This is a genomic window from Pseudoalteromonas sp. SG43-3, assembly GCF_014164385.1.
GTDB classification, from domain to species: Bacteria; Pseudomonadota; Gammaproteobacteria; order Enterobacterales; family Alteromonadaceae; genus Pseudoalteromonas; species Pseudoalteromonas distincta.
In genome coordinates this window covers 102,410-129,231 of the sequence record NZ_JACJFC010000008.1, presented here as the reverse complement: position 1 = coordinate 129,231, position 26,822 = coordinate 102,410, and the positions used below count along the sequence as shown (strand labels likewise).

Below are 26,822 nucleotides of genomic sequence, written 5' to 3'. Positions count from 1 at the left end.
AGCACCTATTTATCAAGGAACATTTTAATAATTGTTTGTATCTTACTAATTGTTTGTATCTTACTAATTGTTTCTAAACTCGCTCGACGCTCTGCTGATAAACAACTGTAATTACCGATATTATTAAAGTGAATTATCGTTTTAGATAGCGCTTCATTACCAAGCTTTAGATAATTATTGACCTCTTCATCTAGTAGTTTATAAGTTGCAGCTGTTTCAGTATGCATAGAACCGCTAAGTTGTTGAATATAATAATCATCATAATTTTTCAATAAATACCACAAAGAACCTACTTCAATGAGCTTCATAAAGCCTGCCTTATCCTTTATAACTTAAAAACCAAGCCACTTAAACTTTAGCTTTGCTGAGTGCACTCTACTCACCTGTGGCCTCAGTAGATTACAATGAATATCAATATAGCTACTTTTATTTGGTTCTATAAAAATGTCATCGCTTTTACCTAAACAATTACCAACAAACTTTCCGTTTTTATCGAATGTAGATGCTATAACACCACCTGCATATATGCTTTCATTGGTGATATTTTTTAACTCGGCAGTTATTCTTACTCGCCCATTTTCTTTAAAAATATCAGAAAGGGTAAGTTTATAATCACTATTTAAGTCGTCAGTGCCCTCCAATGCTTTATTTGATACCTGCTCTTTAAAGCCACTATCAACTTCTGCGGCTATTGTTAGCGCGTACACACTGATACCACCGAGTGTTGCTATTACAAACCCTATCCCCCAAAAAAAGCCCTTTATAGCCTCATTAAAATTATTACTCATTTAATTCCCTTTTAATTTTTCACTACTAAATTTCGTTAACAATATACCCAAAATCACTCCTTTCACTAACCTAGTATATAAATTAAAACTTATTTTTTAATAAGCTTTTTAAACCATAGTACCAACTAAGCGCTGCCACCGTGCCATGAGTTTCTTCTTCAAAGTAACGTTGATTTATATATAAACTGTTACTCGGGTGCGCTTTTAGTTTTTTAGCAAGCTCTAAGCCCCATTTATAATTAGCCTCTCCAATTTCACCAAAAGCTGCATTATTAGCAAAAGTAAAATATACATTGCCTTTAAGCTGCTTATTTATAAGCTGTTGCTCGTCAAAATAACGATTGAGATAATTATTATCCCAAAGGTAGGTTGCATCAATAATTAAGTAATCAGTAAATAAAGAGTGATTTGTAAGTAAAACATAACTTGCGAACAAGCCGCCGAAAGATTCCCCAATTAAGACCCGCTTATTTGATGTACGGTAATTTTTATTAATGAAGGAAATAAGTTCTTTTTCAAAAAAAGCGGTGTAGTTTGCGGCATTGCCAATGTTTTCAAATTTTTCGAGTAGCTTGCCGTTAAAAGTCCAATCGACATTGGTAGGGGTAAAGTCGCGCTCTCTTATCGCATTTTTACTGTTAGGAACAGCGACAATAATTGCTTGTTGAATTTGTTTTTCTAGCCGCTCAGTACTGAGTGCTTCAACAAGCCCCGCTAAGGCTTTTAAATGGGTTGGGTCGCCATCAAGCAGGTAAATAACAGGATATACTAGTTCGAGGTTTTGCTTGTAGCTTGGCGGTAAATAAACACTATAACTGCGCTGCTCACCTAAAATAATAGACTTAAGCTGATGTGTTTCTGCTAACACAATATTTTCTGACGCATACGAAGCTGTAATAAAATACAGATAACTAAACGCCATTAATAAAGCTTTCATAACCATCCTTGTAATTAATAAGAGCAAACTTAACTTTTTACAGTCTCTTCTACCGTTTCCACATTTACAACCTGATTCAAGTTACCTTTAATAACCACAGTCGCTGATATTTTATCTTGAATGGCTTGTCTGTTTGGATCCCAATATATCTGTAAAAACCCTAACAAGCCTGTGGCAAAACCTGCGCCGTAGCCGCCGTAGCGACCAAAACAATCTAATAAACCTAATGGCTCACCGCTTAAGGCAACCACACGAATATTACATACCTTTTTACCCGGTGTTTGGCCGCGCCAAAGTAGCGAGAACAACGTAAAGTAAACAGCAGCCCAGCCAAAACCTAAGCCTAAGTCTTGAATAATACCCTTGCTCCACTGCAAAATACTGTTTGTGGTTGTTTGTGCAGGTTTTTCTTCTATTAACTGTGCAGGCTTTATTTCTTTATTTTCACTGAGTACTAATAGTTGTAAAAGTACGGTAGCAAGTTGTGGGCTTTGTAGGTCGTCCATTTCTGCTAATTTGGGAACTTGCCCAATTAAATTATCAAACGCGTTTTGTTGGCAAGGTTGCTCACAGCTTTCATCAGCTGTTTGCGCTAAATAAGTATTTACCCGTTGTTTTTCTGTGGCGGTAAGCTGTATTTCATCTTGTATTTTTACGCCCTGAACAGCTAAACCTTGATCAGTGTTATCGTCTTCTAGGTAATCAATGCCAATTGAAAGCACAGTAAGTGCGCTTACAAATAAAATACTTGCTGCCGTTATTTTTAAGATTCTTCGCCACACATTCGACATTTTTGGAAGGTATTGCTGTGCCGTACCTTTATAAAAAGCCATTGCAGCAACAAACGCTATTAAAGCAGCGCTAAGCTTGGCCGCTAAAAATATCAGTGCAACATCAATAATAATCGCTAGTGCACGCTGAATAGGTGTAGCTAAAGGCAAGCCCAGTAAAGCGCTGTCAATTTTAAAAGCGTAGGGTGTAATAACTTCTCGGGTTTCAGAATTTGATAATTCTAATTGTTCTATTTCTGTGGCTTTCATTTATTTTCTTGTTATTAAAATAGGTAACCCGGTTAACTTACGCGTTTTTTATTTTTTGCTCAAGGTAAAGCTATTAGAATCAATGCACAAAAAAAGGGCTACATAAAATGCAGCCCTTCATATTTTTACTCAATGTTAATTACTTACTAGCAATTATACCGTTGGATAATCGGTGTAGCCTTGTTCTGCGCCACCAAACAAAGTGTCGGGGTTGTGGCTGTTAAGTGGCTTGCCTTGCTTTAAGCGTGCTGGTAAGTCTGGGTTTGATACAAACGGGCGACCAAAGCCAATCATGTCGGCCCAGCCTTCGCTAAGTGCTTTGTCTGCGCGCTCTTTGGTGTACTTGCCTGCGTAAATTAATACTCCACTGTAGGTTTTGCGAATCGATTTTTTAAATTCGACACTCATTAAAGGTGCGTCATCCCAATCGGCTTCGGCTATATGCATGTAACCTACACCGGCTTTATTTAATGCCTCAGAAACCGCTAAGTAAGTTTCTTCAGGGTTTTCGTCTACTGTGCCATTAAGAGTTGTTAACGGGGCAAGTCTTACGCCTACTTTACTGCTACCAATTTCGTCGCTAACAGCATGTACCACTTCAATTAAAAAGCGTATGCGGTTTTGCACACTGCCGCCATATTCATCGGTGCGAGCATTTGACTCTGAGTCTAAAAATTGATTAATAAGGTAACCATTTGCAGCATGAAGCTCTATGCCATCAAACCCTGCATTAACTGCATTTTTAGCTGCTTGGCGAAATTCGCCTATGACATGCGTAATATCTTGTTTGCTCATTTCGCGTGGGAGTTGGGTGTCTACAAACCCCGGTGCGCCGTTTGTATCTACAAATACTTTTACGTCTTTTGCAGCAATGGCCGATGCTGAAATAGGCTGCACGCCACCAGTGCTGTCACTGTGGGTAACACGGCCAACATGCCAAAGCTGAGCAAACATCACTCCACCAGCGCTATGTACTGCGCTTGTTACTTTACTCCAGCCTGCAACTTGCTCATTTGAATAAATACCCGGAGTCCAAGCGTAACCTTTACCAAGCTCACTAATTTGTGTGCCTTCGCTTACAATTAGTCCGGCACTTGCGCGCTGTGCGTAATATGTTGCCATTAAGTCGTTAGCTATATCGCCAGGCTGTGTTGAACGCGAGCGAGTCATTGGGGGCATAACAATACGGTTTTTTAATGTTTTACCTGCAAGTTCTATTGGTTCAAAAAGTAATGTCATAATGCCTCCTAAGTTTGATTGCGCTCATAATAACGTAACCAAGCACATGCAAAAACAACAAAAACTGCAAAATAGTTTTGTTGTATCTGCAATAAAGCCACAAAGTAAAACACATTAACTTTAGGTGAACTAAATGTATTTTATTGACTCTTAACAGCACTATTAAGTTGAGGGTTTGATGTGAATAAAGGGAATGCATGGCCGTGGGTTATCTCGTTGTGTATACACGCTATTGTGTTGTACTTTTTGTTTTCGCAATCTATTAAAGTTGCGCCGCCAAAGGAGGAAAAAAACGCAATAATACAGGCCTATGTTACGGTTAATTTAGCAAGCCTACCTAAGCTAAGCTCAGTTGTTACAACAACCAATGCGCCTGATATAAAACCTGTAAACACTAAAACTGATGCACCAAATTCAGCGACCTCTAACACTACACCTATAAAAAAAGATTCTACAAAAGCCAAAGTAAGGGTAACTAAAAAAACGCAAGCCAAAACCATCACGTTACCAAAGGCACAAACAGAGCTTAAAAAAGCCCCTGTAAAACCTGTTGAACCCCTGGTAGCAGCGCCTTCAGAGCCTACAACAAAAGCTTCTCAAACATTTAAAAAGCTAAATCCATACGCGCCGCTATTTGGCTCTCCTGTAAATAATATGACTCATAAAAAAATGGTCTCCTTTGGTGAAGATAAAAGCTCTGAAAATGAAGAGATAAACAATAAGCCCACAATTAAAACGCCAGTAAAATCTGATAATTCAGAAGTTATTAGCCAAAATACAACTGGCACACGACGATTAGAAAAATTTAACGGTAAATGCTATTTAATTGATACTTCAACCGTATTTGGTAGTAATGGCATGCCTCAAGGTAGCGGTAAACCCTGTCCTGAGGATAAAACTGATAAAGAAATTATGTTTGAAAAAATCATGAAAAAATGGAGCCGTAAAAATAATTAACTTTAAATAAGTGAACAAATAATATGTTTATCCGTATTGATAAGCTTAAAGTAATTAGGAGTAAGCCATGATCACCAAACAACTATCCTCACTTTTTGTATTTAATTTATTAGTTGTAAGTGCACAAGCTAATGCAAACCAGCGCTGGTACGTTGTTAACGACTCAGTAATGGGCGGTGTATCTAATAGCCAAGTAACACAAACTCAAGAAAGTTTGCTTTTTACAGGCAATGTTTCGCTTGATAATAACGGCGGTTTTGCATCAATACGTACAGAGCTAAGTACACAAAGCCAAAATACTAAAGCTATAGCGCTGCGTGTTAAAGGTGATGGACAAATCTATCAGCTTAGGCTCAGAACTACCAATTACCTTGATGGCGCAGCGTACACTCACTCATTTAAAACAGTAAAAAATGAATGGGTAGATATAAACTTTGCTCCGAGTGATTTTACTTTAACGTATCGCGGTCGCGTGCTTGAGCAACAACCTATTATTGATTTTGATGATATAAAACAGCTAGGCTTTATGATTGCAGGCAAGCAAGAAGGTAAGTTTAAACTTGAAGTGGGTAAAATTGAGTTTAAAAGCTAACCCAACAGCATGTTGGTCGCGCTAAATAGTATAGTCGTCGCCCCGCCTCTTTAGTTCATTAATAACCAGTTCAACCATTTGTTGCTTTATTGCCGCTTGCTCTGATTTTAACTCCCCTAATTGCAGCTCTAACATATCTATTTGTTCTTGCTGTTGCGTGTTTTTATGTTGCGTGTTTTTATATTGTTTTACACCTAGGTGCTCAGCATCTAAAGTTAAACTCGCATCACTTTTATTCGGCTCACTTACAGAAGTGTTTATAGTTATACTACGTTGTACGGGGCTTTGTTTAAGTTTATTAATTTGCTCTTGCAGCGCAATAACTCGCCCAGCGAAGTGCTTGTATACTTTTTCTAGGTTTTTATACTGACTGCCAAACGTTGCATTATCTTCACTATACTCTTCGGCTTTGGTATCTAAAAACTTTGATAACACATATTTTGGCTCTTCCTCATTCTCTTCCTCGCTCTTTTCTTCACTCGCTTTTTCAACAGGTAGTTTATCTGATTGCGCTAAAGGTTGAGTATTTGAGCTGTGTACTTGGTATGGAATGGAAGCCGCTGAAATCTTCATTATTTTATCCCTAAAATAGCTTTGTAACTATTATAGGTATCGACTTCGTATTAAAACCCTTGAGTAAATTTTATTGTTAGCTAAAAGCAAAAAGCCCCACTTTATTAAAGTAAGGCTTATACCAATTTATCAAACTAACTCGTTACTTACTTAGTGCTTTGGTTATCTTGCGAGAGCGAAATAAGGGCAAGCGCCGCATTTAGACGAGTATTTAAATTATTATAAATAGTCATTCCAAACACACCGATAATACAAACTATTAAACCCATTTGTAGGTTAACGCTCATCTCTAGTAAAAAAACAGCTGCAACTAGTAAGCATAGCGCTAATGCATAAATAATAGATTGAAAGGTAAAGTTAATATCACCTTTGGCTATTTTAAGTAATTCATCTTTATTCATAATTTACTTCCTTGTTATTTAATCACTAAGACTCAATTGCCAGTAGCTCTACTTCAAAAATAAGTACTGAGGCAGGAGGAATACTCCCTACACGTTTTTCGCCGTATGCTAATTGGTGCGGTACATAAAAAATGTATTTATCGCCTGGGCTCATCATTTGTAAGCCCTCAGTCCAACCTTTAATCACTTGGTGCAAGCCAAAGCTAATCGGTGTTTTACGCTCTACTGAGCTGTCAAACACCGTGCCGTCGATTAGTGTGCCGTGGTAATGCACGTTAACCATACTTGTTGGGCTTGGTGTGTTTTCACTCTCACCTTTATGCAGTATTTTGTACTGCAAGCCAGAAGCTGTTTCTACTACACCTTCTACTTTTGCGTTAGCGGCTAAGTAATCTGCCCCTATTTGTGCATTTATGCCTGCTTGTTGTTTTGCTTTTTTACTATTTTGAAATATTAAAAAACAAAAAATGGCGATAACCACCGCCAAAATTATATTGATCATTATTAACCTTTTTCGTTATCTAGTTCTTCGTCTTTTTCGTCATCGTTATCGCCATTAACTATGTCGGCAATTTCTTTAAGGCGAGCAAGCGCAATTCCGTTTACTGAGTTTTCTGGATACTGGTCATCAATAATATCGCCAGCTTCTATATCCATTAACAGGTTAAGCGCTTGGTCTACGGTTTCAACTGCGTAAATATTAAATTTACCCGCTTCAACTGCATTAAGTATTTCATCATCAAGCACTAAGTTAACTTGGTTTGATTTAGGAATGATAACGCCTTGCGAACCTGTTAAGCCACGCATTTTACACAGTTTGAAAAAGCCTTCTATTTTTTCGTTTACGCCACCAATAGCCTGTACATCACCATGTTGGTTAATAGAGCCTGTCAGTGCAATTGATTGGCTAATAGGTAGGCTTGTAATAGACGAAATAAGCGCACACAACTCTGCCAAAGATGCACTATCGCCATCTATATAACCGTAGCTTTGCTCAATAGCGATATTAGCGCTAAGCGTTAAGCTAAAGTGCTGCGCGTATTTATTACCTAAATAACCGGTAAGTAGCATTACACCTTTTGAGTGAATTGCTTTACCAAGCTCGGCTTCACGTTCAACATCTATTACGCCATCGGCGCCAGCATAAACCGTTGCCGTAATACGCGCAGGGGTACCAAAAGAAGTATCGCCAATGTGTAATACGGTTAAGCCATTTACTTTACCAATGGCTTGGCCGTCGGTTGCAATAAGTGTGTGACCTTCTTTTATATCGCTTAGCATGTTTTCACTAATTTGGCCGGTACGGTATTGCTTACCTTCAATGGCTTCATCAATATGATGCGCATCTACAACAGTTAATTTATCTTGTTTTGCGTAGTAACTTGCCTCTGCAACTAATTCGAGTACATCAGCAAAGCGCGCAGAAAGCTTATTGTGATGCTCTGCTTGGCGGTAGCTAAACTTAAGTAAACGCACCATAGCTGCTTGTGTGGTAGTGCACTTTAATGTTTGCTCGCAGTACTCGGTAACTTTAGTTATAAATTGGTACTGTAATTTATCGCTACTTGGTAAGTAGTAATCAAAGTCAGCTAATACTCTAAATAACTCTGCAAACTCTTCATCGTATTCACCTATGGTGTAATACAGTTCGCGCGAGCCTAATAAAATAATTTTTACATCAAGCGGTATAAGCTGCGGGCGAAGTGTAAAACTACTACCTACTGAGCTATCTTGATACGGTAAGTCGTTTTTAATTTGATGCGTTTTAAGCGAAAGTTTTAAACCATCCCACACTTGAGGGTTAGCCATTACCTTTTCAGCATCCATAATTAAATAACCGCCATTAGCACGGTGCAATGCTCCCGGCTGAATAGAGCGATAACTGGTAATTAAAGACCCTTGCGATGTGGAATACTCAATTTTACCAAATATATTACCAAATGTTGGATTGGGCTCGTACACCACGGGTGCTGCATCGTCTTCTTTAAACTCAACTAAAATATTAGGTGCAAAAAAGTCGGTAAGCATGCCTTTACGATCAAAGTCTTCTTTGCTTTCTTCGCTTTCGTCTTCGTCATCGAGCCACTCAAGTACCGCGTCTATAATTTCAACGCGTATATCTTTTAAATAACGCAGTACACCAATATGAGTTGCATATTTATGTTCTAAGTCTTTTAAAAGCGGTTTTGTGGCCTGCTCTGCAGTCGACTTTTTAAGATTACGCTGTTTTTCTTTTGATTCGCGCTTCCAGCGTGGCAGCTCAATTAACGCTTCTATTAATGCATCTTCTAGCTTTTCAATTTTTTCAAAAAACTCTTCGCGTAACGTTTCTTCAAGTTCGCCAAATTCGCTATCGCTTAATTGTTTACCATCTACAAGCGGTGCAAACCCAACTGAATTTTTTTCTTCGACTAATGCAACACTTTGCTCAAATGCCGCAATTTCTACTGCGGTAATAGCGCTGTCGTAGGCATCGTTAAATTCACGGTCGATTGATTTTTTTTTGCGTTGGTATCCTGGGTTATCAAATGCAGCAGGAAATGTGTCGAGTACTTCATCTAAAAATGAATCTATGTCGTCACTAAGTTGCTTGCTTTGACCTGCATGCATAAACAGCGCGATAGGCTCTCTGTGATCATCGTAATTATTTACGTATAACCATTCGTTTGGTGTTGGGCGGTCTTTTGCGTGTTGCTTAAGTTTATCTTTAACAAGCGTAAAGCGCCCATGGGCAGCCTCGCCCATTACATAAACGTTGTAACCAGGTAGTTCCATCCCTAAAGAGAAATCTAAGGCACTTTGGGCGCGTTGTTGGCCTATAAATGTTAGTTGCTCGGGGTATGGATTGCTCATACACGTATGTACGTGATTAGTAGAAATACTCGGTGCGAGCTTTGAAACAGATAGTGGCAGCAATTTTTTCGTCATTCTAACTTCTTTTTTTACCAACATATTCGCTGGCCTTTGGGCGTATTAAGTGGCCCGCAGCCACTTAATAATTATATTTAAGGGTGCAGCGCCTTACGACTAAAATAGATTCCATCACATTCAATACACGGTGTAATTTGTGTCGCGTGATAAACATCGTAACTATGGGTGCAATTCTTACATACTAATGTGCCCATGGCTATCCATTCGCCTGCGTGATACACACCATTGTGCTTAAAATCTTGACTAAGAGATTGCCACTCAAGCTGAGTTTTATCTTCTATGTGCGAAAGCTCAAACCATAAGGACTCTTTAAGCTCTTGCCATGCAAGCGAATTATAGTGCGATTCGTTTTCTTGGACATGTTCTATATCGCGCTGTAAATAACTTTTATATAAAGCGTATCTTTCTTGCCCTAAATCTTTAAGTGCCTGCTCAGATTCAACAAATCGAGTAACTGCGTCTTTTACTTCATGATCTTTTACATCTTTTAGCCATTTGGTTAAATCGCCAAGCCATGCTTTATAATCTGCCATTTTTTACTCCTTCAAAATTGCTGTTAAATCACCCTATAACTTAGATAAGTATAGGTTAACCTGAACTGAAGGTTAGAATTTATCAAAACCGCGTTTTTGACGCTGTGAATAGCACTTTATTTGGGGTATCCTAATGGCAATTTTTTATTAGTTTGCAAGAAGTCTGGAACCATAGATGCAAGAGCAATATAACCCGCAAGATATAGAGTCAAAAGTACAAAGCTACTGGGAAGAAAACCAGGTATTTAAAGTCACTGAAGATGAGAGCAAAGAAAAGTATTATTGCCTTTCTATGTTTCCTTATCCGAGTGGTCGACTGCATATGGGTCATGTACGTAACTACACCATTGGTGATGTTGTTTCTCGTTTCCAGCGCCTGCAAGGCAAAAACGTAATGCAACCTATGGGTTGGGATGCGTTTGGTTTACCTGCAGAAAACGCTGCTATTAAAAACAAAACAGCACCTGCTAAGTGGACATACGAAAATATTGACTACATGCGTACACAGCTTAAGCAATTAGGTTTTGGTTATGACTGGGATCGCGAAATAGCGACGTGTCATCCAGAATACTACAAGTGGGAGCAGTGGTTTTTCACTAAGCTTTACGAAAAAGGCTTAGTGTATAAAAAAATGTCGACGGTTAACTGGGATCCAGTGGATCAAACAGTATTAGCTAACGAGCAAGTTATTGACGGTCGCGGTTGGCGTTCAGGCGCTGTGGTTGAGCAAAAAGAAATTCCACAGTGGTTTATTAAAATTACCGACTACGCACAAGAACTACTTGACGATTTAGACAAGTTGGAAGATTGGCCAGAGCAAGTTAAAACAATGCAGCGTAACTGGATTGGCCGCTCTGAAGGGTGTGATATTGAATTTAAACGCACCGATAACGACGAAACTTTTAGTGTATACACAACTCGTCCAGACACCTTTATGGGTGTTACGTATGTTGCTGTTGCTGGTGGTCACCCTATTGCACAAGAAGCCGCTAAAAATAGCGATGCTGTTGCAATGTTTGTTGAAGAATGCAAAAACACCAAAATTGCCGAAGCAGACATGGCAACAATGGAGAAAAAAGGCATAGCAACAGGCTTTTACGCAACTCACCCATTAACGGGCGAGCAAGTACCAATTTGGGTCGCTAACTTTGTATTAATGCATTACGGCTCAGGCGCTGTTATGGCGGTACCTGCACACGACCAACGCGATTTTGAATTTGCAACGGCTTACGGCCTAGATATTAAACAAGTAATTGCACCGGTTGAAGGCTCAGGTCTTGAAGTAAACCTTGAGCAAGAAGCATTTACCGATAAAGGCGTACTTGTAAATTCAGGTGAATTTGATGGTCTTGATTTTGACGCCGCGTTTAAAGCCATTGCCGACAAATTAGAAGCACTAGGCGTTGGTGAGCGTAAAGTAAACTTCCGCCTTCGTGACTGGGGTGTTAGCCGTCAGCGTTATTGGGGTTCTCCAATCCCAATGCTTAGCGACGAAGAAGGCAAAGAACTTGCAGCAACAGAAGATATGCTACCAGTTCGCTTACCAGAAGATGTGGTAATGAATGGTGTAACGTCACCTCTTAAAGCAGACCCTGAATGGGCTAAAACAACAGTAAATGGCGCACCTGCGTTTCACGAAACTGACACGTTTGACACCTTTATGGAATCATCTTGGTACTACGCACGCTACTGTAGCCCACGCTACGACGAAGGCATGCTAGATCCAGCGGCTGCTAACTATTGGTTACCAGTAAACCAATACATTGGTGGTATTGAGCACGCTATTTTACACTTATTGTACTCGCGATTTTTCCATAAATTATTACGTGACTTTGGTTTAGTAAATTCAGACGAGCCGTTCGACCGCTTACTTTGTCAAGGTATGGTGCTTGCTGAAACATTTTATCGTAAAGATGAAAAAGGCGGCGATGTATGGATTTCGCCAAGCGATGTAAATACCGAAACCGACGACAAGGGCCGCGTAACTAAAGCATGGCATAAAGAAGACGGTGAGCCGGTATTCTCATCAGGCATGAGTAAAATGTCGAAGTCTAAAAACAACGGTATAGACCCACAACAAGTAATTGCCCAATACGGTGCAGATACAGTGCGTTTATTTATGATGTTTACAGCACCACCAGAGCAAACGCTTGAATGGTCAGACTCAGGTGTTGAAGGCGCACATCGCTTCTTAAAACGTGTATGGAAATACGCAGTAGATGTTAAAACAGTAGGTTACCAAGCACTTGATAAATCAGCGCTCACTAACCCGCAAAAAGTACTACGTCGCGACTTACACAAAGCAATTGCTAAAGTGACTGATGATGTTGAACGTCGTCAAACCTTTAACACCGCTATTGCAGCCATTATGGAGCTTTCTAATAAGTTATTAAAAGCACCACTGAGCGACAAACAAGATGTAGCGATTGCTAACGAAGCACTTGAAGCATTAGTTATTATGCTTGCACCTATTACTCCGCATTTATCACATGAGCTTTGGAAAGAGCTTGGTAAAGAAGGCGAGATTTTAGATGCGCAGTGGCCAAAAGTTGACGAGTCGGCTCTTGTTGAAGATGAAAAACTAATCATCGTACAAGTAAACGGCAAGCTTCGCGCTAAGTTAACAGTGGCAGCTGATGCCACTCAAGAGCAAGTAGAAGCCCTTGCGTTTGCAGAATCTAACGTAACTAAATTTACGGATGGCGCAACTATTCGTAAAATCATTTACGTTCCAGGTAAACTACTTAACGTGGTAGCTAACTAATATGGCTGCATTTAACGCCATTAAAAATGGACTAGCCTTAGTGCTAGTCTGTTTTTTGTTATCAAGCTGTGGCTTTCATTTAAAAAAAGCCTCTAGCTTGCCTGATAACTTAAAACAGCTAACACTTGTAGGCGATGATGAAAAATCGACTTTATTTACTGAGCTTAAAAAAGAGCTTAAAGCGAGTAACGTAGAGCTAGTATCGTCAGCTAAAGATAAAGCCCAATTGTATTTACGCAAAGAAAGTATTGAACGCCAAACTCTTTCGCTGTTTCAAAATGGTCAGGTTGCTGAATACGAACTTGCTTATGGCGTGTCGTATGTAGTTAAACTCCCTGGCGAAAAAGCGATAGAAAAACGTTTTGAGCTTTACCGTAATTACCAAGACGATCCGGATCATGCATTAGCAAAAGCAAAAGAGCTTGAGCTACTCATTAGCGAGATTCGTGAGCAAGCCAGTCGTCGTATTGTTAGAGAGCTGTCGCAACTATAATGCGCTGCTATGCTAATCAACTACCGAGTGAATTAAATAAAGGGCTAAAGCCCTTTTATTTAGTATTTGGTGAAGAGCCTTTTCAAGAAGCGCAGTGCGTACAACAAATTCGCGACTGTGCTAAGCAACAAGGTTTTGATGAAGTAATTAAGTTTACTTTAATGCAAGGATTCGATTGGCAAGAAATCATAGCCCAGTATCAGAGCATGTCGCTGTTTAGCGCCCGCACTATTATTGAGCTTGATTTAAACCAACAAAAGCCAGGCGTTATTGGCAGCAATACCTTTAAAAAAGTAGTTGAGCTGGTTAATCCCGATACTATTTTAATTGTTAAAGGCGCTAAAGCCAGTCAAGAAGTACAACGTGGTGCGTGGTTTAAAGCCCTTGATAAACTAGGCGTGTTCGTACCTTGCTACCCACTTACGGGCTCTCACGTAAAACGATGGCTTGATGAGCAATGCCAACGTTTATCACTTAATATGCAAAGCGACGCCAAAGTAAGCTTAATAAATGCCACTGAAGGCAACTTATTAGCCTGTTTTCAGGAGCTTGAAAAGCTCTCGCTACTACACGGCAATGCATTAATTACTCAGCAACTAGTTATGCAAGGGCTGTTAAATCAAGCCAAGTTTGATATTTTTGATTTAAGCGATGCACTATTAAATGGCCACGCTAAACAAGCTATAAAAGTACTAAACAAACTTGCCAGCGATAACACCGAAGTGGTGAGTATTTTGTGGGCTATAACCAAAGAGCTTAATACACTTATAAGTGTGCAACTTGGTTTATTAAATGGCGAACCCATAGCAAATTTATTTAAACAAAAAGCAATTTGGAAAAACCAACAAGGTCCAGTTCAAAACGCAATTAACCGTTTAAATATGCACACACTGGAACAAATAAACAGTGATGTTGCGTTGTTTGATGCCAGTTACAAGCAAGGTAATTTAATTGCACCTTACCAAGCGCTTGCTCATATTTGTATTAAATTTTGCCAGCCGCTCAACATTCCTATGCCGTGCCACGCGGTTAATTAATAAATAATGGGTGTTAAATGATCGCAATTTTTGGTGGCACTTTCGACCCCGTCCATTTAGGCCATCTAAATATGGCGCAGCAATGCGTTAATGCGTTTAATTTAGATACGCTTTATTTTATGCCCTGTGCACTCCCTGCACATAAAGCAGCTCCGGGAATTAGTACGCAGCACCGTATTAATATGCTAAACGCAGCTATTGCACCTTATCCTCATTTTGAACTCGATTTAAGAGAGCTTAACCGAGCTGGTCCATCGTATTCGCTACTTAGTTTGCAAGAACTTCGTAAAGAGCACCCCACTACACCTATTTTATTTTTAATTGGTATGGACTCGTTTAACAATCTCGATAAGTGGTTTGAGTGGAAGGCAATAACACAGCTTTGCCATATTGTGGTGTACCAGCGCCCAGCTCAACATTGCACTGTAAAAGGTGAGCTCAAAAGCTATATGCAACACGCAAATACTGGCGAAGTAGCGGCACTTAAACACTCACTTGCAGGTAAACTTTATTTTTTACCGGGCGAAATGCTCGATGCGGCCTCAAGTACAATTCGCAAGCAGCTAAAAAAAAGTAATAAAAAGAATGAACTATTGCCCGATGCAGTGAGTCATTACATAGAAGTGCATCAGCTCTATCAAATTGATGCTTAAAAACTCCTAGCGTGTTAAAATGCGCGCCATTAAATTTTTAAATTGAGACAAAACCTTGGATTCAAAACAACTACTCGCCTTTGCTATGGACAAAATTGACGATATGAAAGCGCGTGACATCGTTCATATTGACGTAACTGAAACATCAGATATTACAGATTACATGGTAATTTGTTCTGGTACTTCTAAACGCCACGTACAGTCAATTGCCGATCACTTAGCAAAAGAAGCGCGTCATGCAGATTCAGAGCCACTAGGTTATGAAGGTGAAGGCGACGGCGAATGGGCACTGGTTGATTTAGGTGATGTGGTTGTACACGTGATGCAAAACGAAGCACGTAGCTATTACGATCTAGAAAAACTGTGGGGCTAAACGCTCACTCATTTTAGACAATGCTTGGAAGTAATACGTGAAAATACAAATGATTGCTGTTGGTACTAAAATGCCAGCATGGGTAGAAACGGGATTTGCAGAATATCAGCGCCGTTTCCCTAAGGATATGGCGCTAGAGTTAATCGAAATTCCAGCCGGTAAACGTGGTAAAAATGCAGATATAAAGCGTATTTTACACATTGAAGGTGAAAAAACATTAGCGGCTATTCCAAAAGGCAATCGTATTGTAACGTTAGAGGTAACAGGGAAAGCACTCGATACTCACCAACTTGCTAAAAATATGGAAAAATGGCAACTCGATGGCCGCGATGTAAGTTTACTTATTGGCGGACCTGAAGGACTTGCTCCAGAGTGTATTGCAGCGTCTGAGCAAAAATGGTCGTTATCTAATCTAACATTGCCGCATCCTTTGGTGCGTATAATTGTTGCAGAGAGCCTTTACCGAGGCTGGAGCTTAAATAACAACCATCCTTATCATCGCGAGTAACCCCTTGCCATGCTAAAACATAGACCCACTATTCGTGACCACTCCGCAGAAGCAAACTTATTTGCTAGGCGAGCATTCGTGGGTTTTGTTTTTGTATTAGGATTAGTCGCAGTATTGCTTTCTAATCTTTATACTATTCAGGTCGAAGATCACCAAGACTACCAAACCCGCTCCAACGATAATCGTATTAAAGTTATTCCTATTGCACCCAACCGTGGTTTAATTTACGACCGTAACGGTGTGCTACTTGCTGAAAACAAACCTGTTTACAACCTTGAGGTCATCCCCGAAGAGGTAGACGACCTTGACGAATCGCTTGATCAAATAAGTAAAATAATTGCGATTACAGAGCAAGACAAACAAGACTTCTTAAAAGATATAAAACACACCCGTCGTTTTAAATCACAAGTATTAAAAGCTCGCTTAGACGAAACAGAAGTGGCGAAATTTTCGGTTAATCAACATAAATTCCCTGGTTTTAGCATTGAGGCACGCCTTGCACGCTACTACCCATTTGGCGACACACTAACGCATGCGCTCGGTTACGTTGCCAAGCTTAATAGAAAAGAGCTAAACCAATTAGAACAAGAAGACCGTGCAACCAATTACCGCGCTACGCACGACATTGGCAAACTCGGCATAGAAAAATATTACGAAGAAACACTGCACGGTAAAGTAGGCTCACAACGGGTAGAAGTTAATAACCGTGGCCGTGTAATACGCACCCTGAGCATGACCCAACCGCAACCTGGTAGCGACCTAGTACTTACTTTAGACGTGGGCTTGCAACAAATAGCACAACATGCGCTTAAAGATATGCGTGGCGCTGTTGTAGTTATGGACGCCAAAGATGGCGGCGTGCTGGCACTTTATTCAAACCCAAGTTACGATCCAAACTTATTTGTACACGGCATTAGCAGCAAAAATTATAAAGCGCTGCTTAACCAAGACCGGCCATTAATAAACCGTACTACGCAAGGTCGTTATGCGCCGGCCTCTACGGTAAAGCCCTTAATGGCTGTATTAGCGCTTGAAGAAAATATAGTAAATGAAACAACATCAATGTGGGATCCAGGCTTTTTTGAAATACGAAACGTAGAGCATAAATGGCGTGACTGGAAACGTTGGGGCCATGGTCATGTAGATGTATACAAAGCCATTGAAGAGTCGTGCGATACCTATTTTTACGATGCGGCTTATCGATTAGGCATTACTAAAATAAGCGATTTTATGGCCCGTTTTGGCTACGGTGATTTGTCAGGTATTGATATTCACGAAGAAACTACTGCTATTCTACCTTCAAAAGAATGGAAAGAAGGACGCTTTAAAGAGTCTTGGTGGCCTGGTGATACTATTTCGGTAGGCATTGGCCAAGGTTACTGGACTGCCACACCAATTCAAATTGCAAATGCAACTAACATATTAGTTAATCGTGGTATTAATCATCCCCCTCATTTGGTGCAAGTAATAAAAAAAGATAGCGACATAACGCAAATTAACAACGAAGAAAAACCTCCTGTTATTTTAAAAGATCCGCGCCATTGGCAAGTATCGTTAGATGCAATGCATAATACAGTACAAAAAATATCAGGCACAGCCCACAAAGCATTTAAAGGGACTAACTACGACTCGGCTGGTAAAACCGGTACCGCGCAAGTAGTTAGTATTGCCCAAGGTGAGCGTTACGATGCAGAATCTCTTAAAGAGCGCCAACGCGATAATACAATTTATGTAGGCTTTGCACCTTATAGCGATCCTAAAATTGTGGTTTCTGTTGTATTAGAAAACAACCACGGCGGCATTCAAATAGCTCGCCAACTTATGGATTACTACTTTGCAGCCAACCCTGTTAATCTTGCAAGGAACGAGACACCATGACCGCTTTGCACGATAAACGCTCTATTTGGATGCGTATGCACCTCGACCTACCGCTGCTTATTGCACTACTTATAATGATGGCTGGCAGCATAATGGTTGTTTACAGCGCAAGCGGGCAAGAGTCTTCTATGATGATTAGGCATATGACCCGCATGGGCGGTGCGATTGTTGCTATGATTGTTTTAGCCCAGTTTTCGCCTGCCACGTTAAAGCGGCTAGTGATCCCACTTTATTGTGTTGGGTTATTAATGCTAGTCGGTGTACTTTTATTTGGTGTAAGCTCAAAAGGTGCGCAGCGTTGGCTCAATTTAGGGGTGACACGGTTTCAACCTGCAGAATTAATGAAGTTGGCTGTCCCGATGATGGTAGCTTGGTATATAGGTAGAAACCACTTACCACCTCGCCCGCTACACTTAATTATTGGTTTTATGATTGTAATGCTCCCTACATTATTAATTAAAGAACAACCCGATTTAGGTACCGCTATACTTATTGCAAGCTCAGGTATATTTGTATTATTTTTGTCTGGTTTGAGTTGGCGTTTAATAGGCTTTTTAAGCTCGATTGTAGCGCTTGCTGCATGGCCATTTTGGCACTACGGTATGCACGATTATCAAAAACAACGTGTACTCACCTTTTTAGATCCTGAGAGCGATCCGCTTGGTTCGGGTTATCATATTATTCAATCGAAAATTGCTATTGGATCTGGCGGCATAGAAGGTAAAGGCTGGTTGCTTGGTACACAATCGCAATTAGAGTTTTTGCCAGAGCGCCACACCGACTTTATATTTTCGGTTTTAAGCGAAGAATTTGGCTTATTCGGCGTATGTGTTTTACTTAGCCTGTACTTATTTATTATTGGTCGTGGTTTATACATTGCTGTTAATGCACAAGATGCATTTGGTAAATTGCTCGCAGGCGCACTCACCCTCACCTTTTTTGTATATGTATTCGTAAACATAGGCATGGTATCGGGTTTATTACCTGTTGTAGGCGTACCACTACCACTGATTAGTTATGGTGGTACATCGATGGTGACGTTAATGGCAGGATTTGGCATTATTATGTCAATCGCGACAGATAAAAGGATGCTTTTAAAATAATGCGACACACAAATCAGTTTATATTTACTACATTATTAATTTTACTTTTAAGTGCTTGTAGTAGTGGGCCAAGTAGCCGTTATAGTATGCGTCATGATGCAGCGCCATTAAGAGCTCCAACTACACTTGAGATGCAAGACGCTATAGTTACCGAAACCACTAAAAGTGCTAGCGCTAGCCGCCCATACACAGTGCTTGGTAAAAGCTATTCGCCCATGCTTGATGAGACGGGTTATAGTGAGGAAGGCATTGCCTCTTGGTATGGTCGTAAATTTCATGGTTATCACACCTCAAATGGTGAAACGTATGATATGTTTGCCATGACCGCAGCGCATAAAACGCTGCCACTACCTAGCTTTGTTAAAGTAACCAATACAGCAAATGGTAAATCGGTAATCGTACGCGTGAACGACCGTGGCCCATTTCATGACGATAGAATAATTGATCTTTCGTACGCAGCCGCTTATAAGCTTGGCTACTACACCCATGGTACAGCAAAGGTTAAGCTAGAGGCCGTTACGCTTGCGGGCGCAACTGCGCGTCAAACCTATATTCAGGTAGCTGCAGGTAGTACACTTGCTAATATTGAAGCACTTGCCAGCACATTGCGAGAGCAATACAAATTACCAACAAATATTGTGCAAAAAGACGATATTTACAGATTGCATTTAGGGCCAATAAAAGACACCCCTCATGCAGACGAAGTATTAAAAAAATTAAAACAAAATCAATTTCAAAACGCGTTCTTGCTTTACACTCAGTAAGACTAATACCCAAACCAGCCCAAGATGCTCGCATCTCGGGGTAGTTTGGGTATAAAATGGCGTAACGCGAATCTTTAACTTTAACCATTAATGAGTATGATGAAATCTATTAAACATAAAATCCTCAAAGGTGTATGCGGCCTAGTTTGTACAGCCGCCGTATTCTCAGCCAGCGCCCAAATTATTCCGGCACCACCTCAAGTTAATGCGAAAGGTTATTTTTTAGTCGACTTTACAACAGGTAAAGTTATTGCTGAAGGTGAAGCCGATACACAGCTAGCACCTGCAAGTTTAACTAAAATGATGACCAGTTATGTAATTGGTACTGAAATTAAAGCAGGTAATATTGCCACTACCGATATGGTAACGGTAAGCGAAAAAGCATGGGCTAAAAACTTTCCAGAATCTTCAAAGATGTTTATTGAAGTAGGTAAACAAATTAGTGTTGATGAGCTTAACCACGGTATTATTATTCAATCAGGTAATGATGCATGTGTAGCAATGGCTGAGCATATTGCTGGAAGCGAAAGCGCATTTGCTGATTTAATGAATGCCCATGCTGCTAAATTAGGTATGAGCAACAGTCACTTTATCAACAGCCACGGCCTTGATACTGACGAGCACTTCACAACTCCACGCGATATGGCGACACTTGGTGCTGCTCTTATTCGTGATGTGCCAGATGAATATGCACTTTATAAGCAAAAATCGTTTACTTATAACGGCATTAAGCAATACAACCGTAACTCATTATTATGGGATGAAAGCTTAGATGTTGACGGCATTAAAACAGGGCATACATCAGAAGCTGGTTACAGCCTAGTTACCTCAGCAACTAAAAACGATATGCGTTTAATTGCTGTTGTTATGGGTACCTCAAGCGAACGAGCTCGTAAAGTAGAAAGTAAAAAGCTACTTAACTATGGTTTTCGTTTTTATGAAACAATTACTCCGTACAAAGCAGGCGATAGCTTTGCAGAACAACGTATTTGGATGGGTAACAAAGAGAACGTATCTTTAGGTATTTTAGAAGATACACCAATTACTATACCACGTGGTCAGCATAAAAACCTTAAAGCTAACTTTGAGCTAGATAATACGCTTGAAGCACCACTTGCTAAAGGTACTAAAGTAGGTACGTTATTCTTACAACTAGAGGGCGAAGATATTGCTCAATACCCACTAGTTACACTTGAAGAAGTGGAAGAAGGCAGCTTCTTTAGCAAAATTTATGATTACTTACGCTTACAGATCATGCAGTAATTTATATCTCCCCTATTAACTAGGTAACTAATTTAAACGTCTCCACTGTGAGGCGTTTTTTTTTGCTTGAAAAATGTTAGAATGCGCCCCATATAAGCAAGACTGCTAATTGCCTATCTGTATTAAGCTTCAAGCTTGCATAGAGTCCACACTTTTGTATGAGGAGTCACCGTCGTGGTTCAACCTGTTAAAGATACTAAATTTGATGAGTACCTAGAGTACCCTTGCCCATTTACATTCAGAATAATGGGTTTAGCTAACGTAAACTTAACTGATCAAATTTTAGCTAAGTTACAACCAATAGCACCTGGCGATTACGCCCCTAAAGTAAAACCAAGCAGCAAAGGTAATTACGAGTCAGTAAGCCTTGTAGCAACAGTTACTAGTGGCAAACACATTGAAGAAATTTACAACGTGATCAGCAATATTGATGACGTACGCCACATGCTTTAATCCATAGTTGAGATTTGTTGTGAACGAAAACACTTTGATCGTACGCCAACTGGGTCGTCAGCGTTATATGCCAATTTGGCAAAAAATGCAGGACTTTACCGACACCCGTGATGAAAATACGCCAGATGAAATTTGGCTTGTAGAGCACGAGAGTGTATTCACCCAAGGTCAGGCTGGTAAGGACGAACACTTACTAGCTCCTGGCGACATTGAGGTGATTAAAGTTGACCGTGGCGGGCAAGTAACTTACCACGGCCCAGGCCAGCAAATGATGTATGTATTATTTAATCTACGTCGTTTAAAGATTGGTGTACGTGAACTGGTTACTTGGCTTGAAGAGTGCATTATTGAATCACTCGCCGAGTATGGTATTGAAGCTTATGCTAAAGCTGATGCACCAGGTGTATACGTTAATGACAGTAAAATTGCATCCCTTGGTTTAAGGGTTCGTCGTGGTTGCTCGTTTCATGGCTTAGCATTAAATGTTAACATGGACCTAAGTCCATTTTTACGCATTAACCCATGTGGTTATGCGGGCATGAATATGGTGCAAACTAAAGAATTAGATGGTCCTCAAAACCTAGAAAGTGCGGGTGAAGGATTGGTGAAACACATGATCAAGAAGCTTAATGCAACACAGGTTAAGCATACTGAAGGGTTTGAAAACGAATGAATAAACCAGTCAAAATGGAACCAGGTGTAAAACTACGCGACGCAGAAAAAATGGCGTTGATCCCAGTAAAAGTTTTACCTACAGAAAAAACTGAAATGTTGCGTAAGCCAGAATGGTTAAAAATTCGCTTACCTAAATCAACCGATCGTATTGACGGTATTAAAAAAGCGCTACGTAAGCATGGCTTACACTCGGTATGTGAAGAAGCTTCGTGCCCTAACCTATCTGAATGTTTTAACCACGGTACAGCTACCTTTATGATTTTAGGTGCTATTTGTACTCGTCGTTGCCCATTTTGTGATGTTGCTCACGGTCGCCCATTAAAACCTGATGCCACTGAACCTGAAAAGCTAGCACTTACTATTAAAGATATGAAGCTAAGCTACGTTGTAATCACTTCAGTTGATCGTGATGATTTACGTGATGGTGGTGCACAGCATTTTGCCGATTGTATTCGCGAGATTCGTAAACATAATCCAACTATCACTATCGAAATTTTAGTACCTGACTTTCGTGGCCGTATGGACCGCGCACTAGAGATATTAATCGAGACGCCACCAGATGTGTTTAACCACAATCTTGAAACTGCGCCACGTTTATACAAACTAGCTCGTCCAGGTGCTGACTATAAATGGTCTTTAGAATTACTTCGTCGCTTTAAAGAAGCTCACCCAGAAGTAAAAACTAAATCAGGCTTAATGGTTGGTTTAGGTGAGGAAATTAGCGAAATTGAAGAAGTACTTCGCGATTTACGTGCTCACAACGTTGACATGCTAACTGTAGGCCAATACCTACAACCTTCTAAGCATCACTTACCGGTTAAGCGCTACGTGCCACCAGTAGAGTTTGACGGCTTAAAAGCGTATGCAGACGAAATTGGCTTTACTCACGCGGCTTCTGGCCCGTTTGTACGTTCAAGCTACCATGCGGATCAACAAGCAGCGGGTAAAGAAGTAAAATAACCACTTTTATCAAAAAATTAAAAAAGCCGTTAATGATGCATAATCATTAACGGCTTTTTCATGCTAATTAATAAAATAGCTTACTGCGCTATCTTACCTTTTGTAATAGAAAAATCAGCAAACCTAACACGTTCTTCATCAACTCGAAGGCTGTCGGTTTCAACAATTGAGCGGTATATTCCCCACTTAGGACGAGCAAAATCAGCATCACTAAAGCCGCGCCACATATCTATGTTTTGCTCGCTTATATTAAATATCTCTGCATTATCGCTTAAGCGCGTTAACGTCATATCAAACTTGCCATTTTCACTAAATGTAGCTTGTACAAATACCTCGACCCATTCATCTGTAATGAGTGACCAGTCGGTTTCAATGAGGTTTTTATCAAGCCCTGTGCTGTTACCGTTTTCATCAAAGCCTGCACTATATCGCACTTGCAGCTGATTACCTGTACTGTTTTTTTGTGCCCCAGAGAGCGTAATAATAGGCTGGTCGTCGTTGCCATTAGTATTATCGTTGTTGTCATTTCGAGCTTTTATTTGAAAAAAATGGCTAAACTTACTCGTAAGCTCAAGCTCGCTGCTTACTTTAAATTTCCAGCTATATTGAAATGTCTCACCCTCAAACGCCAGTGTTTCTTGTGGGGATTTATCGTAGGTTTTTATTTCGTTACGTTGTCTATCACTTACGCCTTTGTCTTTATCTTGGTCATCATCTCGGTGAGCTAAAAAGACAAAATGGTTACCAATTATCGTATCGGTATCTTCAAGAATATGGACAACACTTTCATGATTGCCAGCATATAAGTCTGGAGATTCAATTGACCCTTCGCCGAAGGCATTTTCAATAAGTGTGTATGCGTCAAGCCCCGAATTAACGCCATCTGATTGCAATAAAACGTGTGATATTTTCTCAAAGCCATCAGCTTGAGCTATTGGTGCACCTACAATTGTTATGATAATTTGTGCGCTGGTACCATCTACAGAGTTTACTGTTATTGTATCTTGTAGTGTTTCACCTTCACTTAAAGATGTTATTGAAGCGTTTAAATCGTCAAGTGTGTATGACCAATCTCCACCAGCATTTAAGCTAAAAAAACCATAGCTTGTAGCGCTATTTTCTTGTGCTACAAAAGCAGCTTCACCTGATTGTTGATCCGTAATAGTTAACGAGCCTGTTATTGCATCATTACTATCGCTAATAACTTCACCTAGAGTGTTACCACCAATTGTTGCAGGAGTTTGTGAAGAAATCGCTTCATTATTTTGCACCGTAGGATCGGAGCCTGAGCTGCCACAACCAGTAACTAAACAAGATAGAAGTATAGCTGTAACTGTATTACAGGGTTTAAGGGTATATTTAGACATGAGTAGTTCTGCGGTTAATAGTAAGTTAATTAAATATGAATTTACCAATTTATTGTACAAATAACCACAATTCAATTACCAATTAACATTACCAATTTACTGATATTTTAAATTTAATATAAAATCTATTATTTTCATAGTGATACAAAAAATTATTTCTATAGAGTGTTTATTTATATTTGTTTTAAAATAAAATTAGGTTAAACCTGAGTTACTTGAGATAATTAATACTGACATAATTATTTAGGTTCATTATGAAACTATTAGTTCGTAACTTGTCTCGTGCTACCACTGAGCATGAGCTTCGTACTTTATTTGCAGAGCACGGTAAAGTGACTACCTGTAACTTGGTACTTGATAAAGAAACTGGCCAATCTAAAGGTTTTGCCTTTGTAGAAATGCCAAACGACATAGAAAGTAAAAGCGCAATTACTGCACTTAACCAATCTACTGTTGATAAAAGTAAGATCCGCGTAAAACTTGCAGACGCATAAAGCTAACTGCAACCTATGCAAAAAAACCAGCTAATGCTGGTTTTTTGCTTTTAGTGCCAAGTATTGTATTTAAGCTTTATATTTAGCTAAAAAAACTAAGCGGTTATTAAATCGCTTTTTTTATACTTATAGTGCCCAGTATTATAAAAGAAGCAGACAGCACAAAAAATGTCTCCTGCTCAGCTAATATTGCAGCAGCAAAAAATGCAATGCCACTAGCTATAAATACCCACTTTTTTACATTGGCTCATTATGTGCTCCTTTAGATTGTTCGTTATTTATACGCCTTATAATATCAATCTGCAATTGAATGAAAAGTTCTCTATAAAAATTCGACATCGCTGCGGTGCTTCCTTTATATTGAAAGCCTAATTAAATAACAATATGAAGACTATGGCATCTACTCTTTTAAAAAGCGCTAGCCTAAGCTTGCTAGTTGCACTCTTTGGCTGCTCAGAGCCTGCAAGCGAACAAACTCCATTAGAAAATACAGCAGGTGTAAGCCTTAGCAATATTAAACAGCATATTAAAACGCTAGCCTCTGATGACTTTGAAGGCCGAGGCCCGCTTACTCATGGTGAAGTAAAAACCGTAGGCTACTTAAGCGAGCAATATAAAGCGCTGGGTTTAACCGGTGCTTATAAAGGTAAATACTTACAGCCTGTAAAAATGGCAATGGTGACAGCTAATCAGGATATGCAGTTAAAGGTAGGTGATTTAAGCTTTGAATCTGGTAAAGACTTTACCGCACGTACCGAGCAACTTCAGCCATTAATTGATGTACGCAATTCTGACGTTGTATTTGTTGGCTATGGTATTAATGCACCAGAATATAACTGGAATGACTATAAAAATATTGATGTAACTGGTAAAACTGTGGTTGTGCTAGTTAACGATCCAGGCTTTGCTACTCAAAACGACGCCCTTTTTACTGGTAATGCAATGACCTACTACGGTCGTTGGACTTATAAATATGAAGAAGCCGCTCGCCAAGGTGCAAAGGCTGTATTTATTGTTCATGAAACCGCGCCTGCGGCATATCCTTGGGGCGTAGTTGAAAGTTCAAACACCGGCACTAAATACACGTTAATGGATAACAATTTAAACGCGTCTAAATTACCGGTTATGGGCTGGCTAACACTTGATGCGACCGAGCAAATGTTTAACGCCGCAAAGCTTAACTATCAAGATTTAAAACAAGCAGCATTAAATAATGACTTTAAAGCGACGCCACTTAACTTAAAAGCAAACCTTGCCTTTAAAAACGAAGTATCACATGCCAAATCGCATAACGTAGTTGCACAAATTACAGGTAGCGAATCACCTGACGAATACGTTGTTATTAGCGCTCACTGGGACCACTTTGGTACTAAACAAACTGATACTGGCCCTAAGATTTATAATGGCGCAGTAGATAACGCTTCAGGCACTGCAGCCACGCTTGAAATAGCACGTATAATGAGCAAAATGAACAAGCAAAAACCATTTAAACGCTCAATTATTTTTGCTAACTTTACAGCAGAAGAAACAGGGTTAATTGGTTCTGAAGAGTTTGCATCGGGTGCGGTTGTACCTACAAAACAAATGGTCGGTTTATTAAATATTGATGGCATGAACGTGCTTGATGGCACTGACTACATTTTACAATACGGTAAAGATTTATCGACAATGGAAAACTATTTAGCAAAGGCTGCAAAATCACAAGGCCGTGTTGTTAAAATGGATCCTCGCCCGCAAAATGGTTTGTTTTTTAGATCAGATCATTTCTCGCTTTCTAAGCAAGGCGTGCCTAGTTTATTATTTATGAGTCTGGGTGATACCGACCCTGAGTACATTGCGCATAAATACCATAAAGAAGCAGACGACTACTCAGCTGGTTGGTCGTTAGGTGGTGTTAAGCAAGATATAAATCTTATTGTTGATATAGCCACACAGCTTGCAAATAATGGCGATTGGCCAAAGTGGACGAGCGAGTCTGACTTTAAAGCCAAACGCGCGCAAGATAAGCAATAAATAGCTATTAAATAGTTATGTAATATAAAAATC

At 39.8% G+C, this 26,822-nt stretch carries 28 protein-coding genes; 17 read left to right on the top strand and 11 right to left on the bottom strand.

The window, feature by feature from the left end:
* Positions 1-5: 5 nt before the first annotated feature.
* The 5 genes from H5157_RS09475 to H5157_RS09455 form a co-directional block, all read right to left on the bottom strand.
* Positions 6-308 (bottom strand): hypothetical protein, encoded by a 303-nt coding sequence (locus H5157_RS09475; RefSeq protein WP_182724586.1) that lies wholly within the window; start codon positions 306-308, stop codon positions 6-8.
* 24 nt (positions 309-332) lie between these two features.
* Positions 333-788, bottom strand: a complete 456-nt coding sequence (locus H5157_RS09470) for an ATPase (RefSeq protein ID WP_182724585.1) — start codon at positions 786-788, stop codon at positions 333-335.
* 82 nt (positions 789-870) lie between these two features.
* Complete coding sequence (locus H5157_RS09465; protein WP_182724584.1) at positions 871-1,725, bottom strand: alpha/beta hydrolase; 855 nt, start codon at positions 1,723-1,725, stop codon at positions 871-873.
* A gap of 29 nt (positions 1,726-1,754) precedes the next feature.
* Entirely contained in the window at positions 1,755-2,765 is a 1,011-nt protein-coding gene (locus H5157_RS09460; RefSeq protein WP_182695320.1) for an RDD family protein, read from the bottom strand.
* A gap of 153 nt (positions 2,766-2,918) precedes the next feature.
* On the bottom strand, positions 2,919-4,004 hold the full coding sequence (locus H5157_RS09455) for an alkene reductase (protein WP_182724583.1): 1,086 nt from the start codon (positions 4,002-4,004) through the stop codon (positions 2,919-2,921).
* Positions 4,005-4,184: 180 nt separating this feature from the next.
* Here H5157_RS09455 and H5157_RS09450 point away from each other — a divergent pair, with 180 nt between their 5' ends.
* Both H5157_RS09450 and H5157_RS09445 read left to right on the top strand, forming a co-directional pair.
* On the top strand, positions 4,185-4,961 hold the full coding sequence (locus tag H5157_RS09450) for a hypothetical protein (protein WP_182712223.1): 777 nt from the start codon (positions 4,185-4,187) through the stop codon (positions 4,959-4,961).
* A gap of 67 nt (positions 4,962-5,028) precedes the next feature.
* The gene (locus H5157_RS09445) at positions 5,029-5,553 is read left to right on the top strand and encodes a CIA30 family protein (RefSeq protein WP_182694060.1); all 525 of its coding nucleotides are present in this window, start codon (positions 5,029-5,031) and stop codon (positions 5,551-5,553) included.
* 21 nt (positions 5,554-5,574) lie between these two features.
* On the opposite strand, the gene H5157_RS09440 is transcribed toward H5157_RS09445, so the two are convergent.
* The 5 genes from H5157_RS09440 to H5157_RS09420 form a co-directional block, all read right to left on the bottom strand.
* Positions 5,575-6,126, bottom strand: coding sequence for a hypothetical protein (locus H5157_RS09440; RefSeq protein ID WP_182724582.1), 552 nt, complete (start codon positions 6,124-6,126; stop codon positions 5,575-5,577).
* 146 nt (positions 6,127-6,272) lie between these two features.
* Positions 6,273-6,527, bottom strand: coding sequence for a hypothetical protein (locus H5157_RS09435; protein WP_182721200.1), 255 nt, complete (start codon positions 6,525-6,527; stop codon positions 6,273-6,275).
* Between the two features lie 25 nt (positions 6,528-6,552).
* Positions 6,553-7,029: an FKBP-type peptidyl-prolyl cis-trans isomerase gene (locus H5157_RS09430; RefSeq protein ID WP_182724581.1), complete on the bottom strand. Its 477-nt coding sequence runs from the start codon at positions 7,027-7,029 to the stop codon at positions 6,553-6,555.
* Between the two features lie 2 nt (positions 7,030-7,031).
* The gene (locus tag H5157_RS09425) at positions 7,032-9,455 is read right to left on the bottom strand and encodes a Lon protease family protein (RefSeq protein WP_024594702.1); all 2,424 of its coding nucleotides are present in this window, start codon (positions 9,453-9,455) and stop codon (positions 7,032-7,034) included.
* A 77-nt stretch (positions 9,456-9,532) separates the two neighbouring features.
* The gene (locus H5157_RS09420; protein ID WP_002958528.1) at positions 9,533-9,991 is read right to left on the bottom strand and encodes a zinc ribbon-containing protein; all 459 of its coding nucleotides are present in this window, start codon (positions 9,989-9,991) and stop codon (positions 9,533-9,535) included.
* A gap of 175 nt (positions 9,992-10,166) precedes the next feature.
* Here H5157_RS09420 and leuS point away from each other — a divergent pair, with 175 nt between their 5' ends.
* The 13 genes from leuS (at position 10,167) to lipA (ending at position 22,915) form a co-directional block, all read left to right on the top strand.
* Positions 10,167-12,755 carry a leucine--tRNA ligase gene (leuS, locus tag H5157_RS09415; RefSeq protein ID WP_024594703.1) on the top strand — a complete coding sequence of 863 codons (2,589 nt, stop codon included), beginning with the start codon at positions 10,167-10,169 and terminating at the stop codon, positions 12,753-12,755.
* Between the two features lies 1 nt (position 12,756).
* A complete protein-coding gene (lptE, locus tag H5157_RS09410; protein ID WP_024594704.1) occupies positions 12,757-13,248 on the top strand; it encodes an LPS assembly lipoprotein LptE in 492 nt (163 codons plus the stop codon).
* Complete coding sequence (gene holA, locus H5157_RS09405) at positions 13,248-14,285, top strand: DNA polymerase III subunit delta (protein WP_002958525.1); 1,038 nt, start codon at positions 13,248-13,250, stop codon at positions 14,283-14,285. The genes lptE and holA overlap by 1 nt, the downstream gene beginning before the upstream one ends.
* A 17-nt stretch (positions 14,286-14,302) precedes the next feature.
* A complete protein-coding gene (gene nadD, locus H5157_RS09400; RefSeq protein ID WP_182715652.1) occupies positions 14,303-14,938 on the top strand; it encodes a nicotinate-nucleotide adenylyltransferase in 636 nt (211 codons plus the stop codon).
* 55 nt (positions 14,939-14,993) lie between these two features.
* Positions 14,994-15,311, top strand: coding sequence for a ribosome silencing factor (rsfS, locus tag H5157_RS09395; RefSeq protein ID WP_002958523.1), 318 nt, complete (start codon positions 14,994-14,996; stop codon positions 15,309-15,311).
* Positions 15,312-15,348: 37 nt separating this feature from the next.
* A complete protein-coding gene (gene rlmH, locus H5157_RS09390; protein ID WP_002958522.1) occupies positions 15,349-15,819 on the top strand; it encodes a 23S rRNA (pseudouridine(1915)-N(3))-methyltransferase RlmH in 471 nt (156 codons plus the stop codon).
* 9 nt (positions 15,820-15,828) lie between these two features.
* Positions 15,829-17,697 (top strand): penicillin-binding protein 2, encoded by a 1,869-nt coding sequence (mrdA, locus tag H5157_RS09385; protein WP_154903378.1) that lies wholly within the window; start codon positions 15,829-15,831, stop codon positions 17,695-17,697.
* On the top strand, positions 17,694-18,800 hold the full coding sequence (rodA, locus tag H5157_RS09380) for a rod shape-determining protein RodA (RefSeq protein WP_002958520.1): 1,107 nt from the start codon (positions 17,694-17,696) through the stop codon (positions 18,798-18,800). Before mrdA ends, rodA begins: the two co-directional genes overlap by 4 nt.
* Positions 18,800-19,564: a septal ring lytic transglycosylase RlpA family protein gene (locus H5157_RS09375; protein ID WP_182695326.1), complete on the top strand. Its 765-nt coding sequence runs from the start codon at positions 18,800-18,802 to the stop codon at positions 19,562-19,564. Before rodA ends, H5157_RS09375 begins: the two co-directional genes overlap by 1 nt.
* Before the next feature lie 99 nt (positions 19,565-19,663).
* Positions 19,664-20,827: a serine hydrolase gene (locus H5157_RS09370; protein ID WP_002958518.1), complete on the top strand. Its 1,164-nt coding sequence runs from the start codon at positions 19,664-19,666 to the stop codon at positions 20,825-20,827.
* 174 nt (positions 20,828-21,001) lie between these two features.
* The gene (ybeD, locus tag H5157_RS09365; RefSeq protein ID WP_002958517.1) at positions 21,002-21,280 is read left to right on the top strand and encodes a DUF493 family protein YbeD; all 279 of its coding nucleotides are present in this window, start codon (positions 21,002-21,004) and stop codon (positions 21,278-21,280) included.
* 19 nt (positions 21,281-21,299) lie between these two features.
* A complete protein-coding gene (lipB, locus tag H5157_RS09360) occupies positions 21,300-21,953 on the top strand; it encodes a lipoyl(octanoyl) transferase LipB (RefSeq protein ID WP_010554695.1) in 654 nt (217 codons plus the stop codon).
* A complete protein-coding gene (gene lipA / locus H5157_RS09355; protein WP_002958515.1) occupies positions 21,950-22,915 on the top strand; it encodes a lipoyl synthase in 966 nt (321 codons plus the stop codon). The genes lipB and lipA overlap by 4 nt, the downstream gene beginning before the upstream one ends.
* 80 nt (positions 22,916-22,995) lie before the next feature.
* On the opposite strand, the gene H5157_RS09350 is transcribed toward lipA, so the two are convergent.
* Positions 22,996-24,282 carry a VCBS domain-containing protein gene (locus tag H5157_RS09350; RefSeq protein ID WP_182724580.1) on the bottom strand — a complete coding sequence of 429 codons (1,287 nt, stop codon included), beginning with the start codon at positions 24,280-24,282 and terminating at the stop codon, positions 22,996-22,998.
* Between the two features lie 254 nt (positions 24,283-24,536).
* On the opposite strand from H5157_RS09350, the gene H5157_RS09345 reads away from it, so the two are divergent.
* Positions 24,537-24,776, top strand: coding sequence for an RNA-binding protein (locus H5157_RS09345; RefSeq protein ID WP_002958513.1), 240 nt, complete (start codon positions 24,537-24,539; stop codon positions 24,774-24,776).
* Positions 24,777-25,169: 393 nt separating this feature from the next.
* Positions 25,170-26,789 carry a M28 family metallopeptidase gene (locus H5157_RS09340; protein WP_182724579.1) on the top strand — a complete coding sequence of 540 codons (1,620 nt, stop codon included), beginning with the start codon at positions 25,170-25,172 and terminating at the stop codon, positions 26,787-26,789.
* Positions 26,790-26,822 lie beyond the last annotated feature (33 nt).

Bases quoted from the DNA above. Each gene is read 5' to 3' on its own strand.
- H5157_RS09475 (WP_182724586.1), bottom strand. From the start codon at position 308: ATGAAGCTCATTGAAGTAGGTTCTTTGTGGTATTTATTGAAAAATTAT.
- H5157_RS09370 (WP_002958518.1), top strand. From the start codon at position 19,664: ATGAAATCTATTAAACATAAAATCCTCAAAGGTGTATGCGGCCTAGTT.
- H5157_RS09460 (WP_182695320.1), bottom strand. From the start codon at position 2,765: ATGAAAGCCACAGAAATAGAACAATTAGAATTATCAAATTCTGAAACC.
- lptE (WP_024594704.1), top strand. From the start codon at position 12,757: ATGGCTGCATTTAACGCCATTAAAAATGGACTAGCCTTAGTGCTAGTC.
- H5157_RS09445 (WP_182694060.1), top strand. From the start codon at position 5,029: ATGATCACCAAACAACTATCCTCACTTTTTGTATTTAATTTATTAGTT.
- rodA (WP_002958520.1), top strand. From the start codon at position 17,694: ATGACCGCTTTGCACGATAAACGCTCTATTTGGATGCGTATGCACCTC.
- H5157_RS09465 (WP_182724584.1), bottom strand. From the start codon at position 1,725: ATGAAAGCTTTATTAATGGCGTTTAGTTATCTGTATTTTATTACAGCT.
- H5157_RS09425 (WP_024594702.1), bottom strand. From the start codon at position 9,455: ATGACGAAAAAATTGCTGCCACTATCTGTTTCAAAGCTCGCACCGAGT.
- H5157_RS09455 (WP_182724583.1), bottom strand. From the start codon at position 4,004: ATGACATTACTTTTTGAACCAATAGAACTTGCAGGTAAAACATTAAAA.
- H5157_RS09470 (WP_182724585.1), bottom strand. From the start codon at position 788: ATGAGTAATAATTTTAATGAGGCTATAAAGGGCTTTTTTTGGGGGATA.
- H5157_RS09420 (WP_002958528.1), bottom strand. From the start codon at position 9,991: ATGGCAGATTATAAAGCATGGCTTGGCGATTTAACCAAATGGCTAAAA.
- H5157_RS09435 (WP_182721200.1), bottom strand. From the start codon at position 6,527: ATGAATAAAGATGAATTACTTAAAATAGCCAAAGGTGATATTAACTTT.
- H5157_RS09340 (WP_182724579.1), top strand. From the start codon at position 25,170: ATGGCATCTACTCTTTTAAAAAGCGCTAGCCTAAGCTTGCTAGTTGCA.
- H5157_RS09345 (WP_002958513.1), top strand. From the start codon at position 24,537: ATGAAACTATTAGTTCGTAACTTGTCTCGTGCTACCACTGAGCATGAG.
- H5157_RS09350 (WP_182724580.1), bottom strand. From the start codon at position 24,282: ATGTCTAAATATACCCTTAAACCCTGTAATACAGTTACAGCTATACTT.
- leuS (WP_024594703.1), top strand. From the start codon at position 10,167: ATGCAAGAGCAATATAACCCGCAAGATATAGAGTCAAAAGTACAAAGC.
- H5157_RS09375 (WP_182695326.1), top strand. From the start codon at position 18,800: ATGCGACACACAAATCAGTTTATATTTACTACATTATTAATTTTACTT.
- nadD (WP_182715652.1), top strand. From the start codon at position 14,303: ATGATCGCAATTTTTGGTGGCACTTTCGACCCCGTCCATTTAGGCCAT.
- lipA (WP_002958515.1), top strand. From the start codon at position 21,950: ATGAATAAACCAGTCAAAATGGAACCAGGTGTAAAACTACGCGACGCA.
- holA (WP_002958525.1), top strand. From the start codon at position 13,248: ATGCGCTGCTATGCTAATCAACTACCGAGTGAATTAAATAAAGGGCTA.
- mrdA (WP_154903378.1), top strand. From the start codon at position 15,829: ATGCTAAAACATAGACCCACTATTCGTGACCACTCCGCAGAAGCAAAC.
- H5157_RS09430 (WP_182724581.1), bottom strand. From the start codon at position 7,029: ATGATCAATATAATTTTGGCGGTGGTTATCGCCATTTTTTGTTTTTTA.
- H5157_RS09440 (WP_182724582.1), bottom strand. From the start codon at position 6,126: ATGAAGATTTCAGCGGCTTCCATTCCATACCAAGTACACAGCTCAAAT.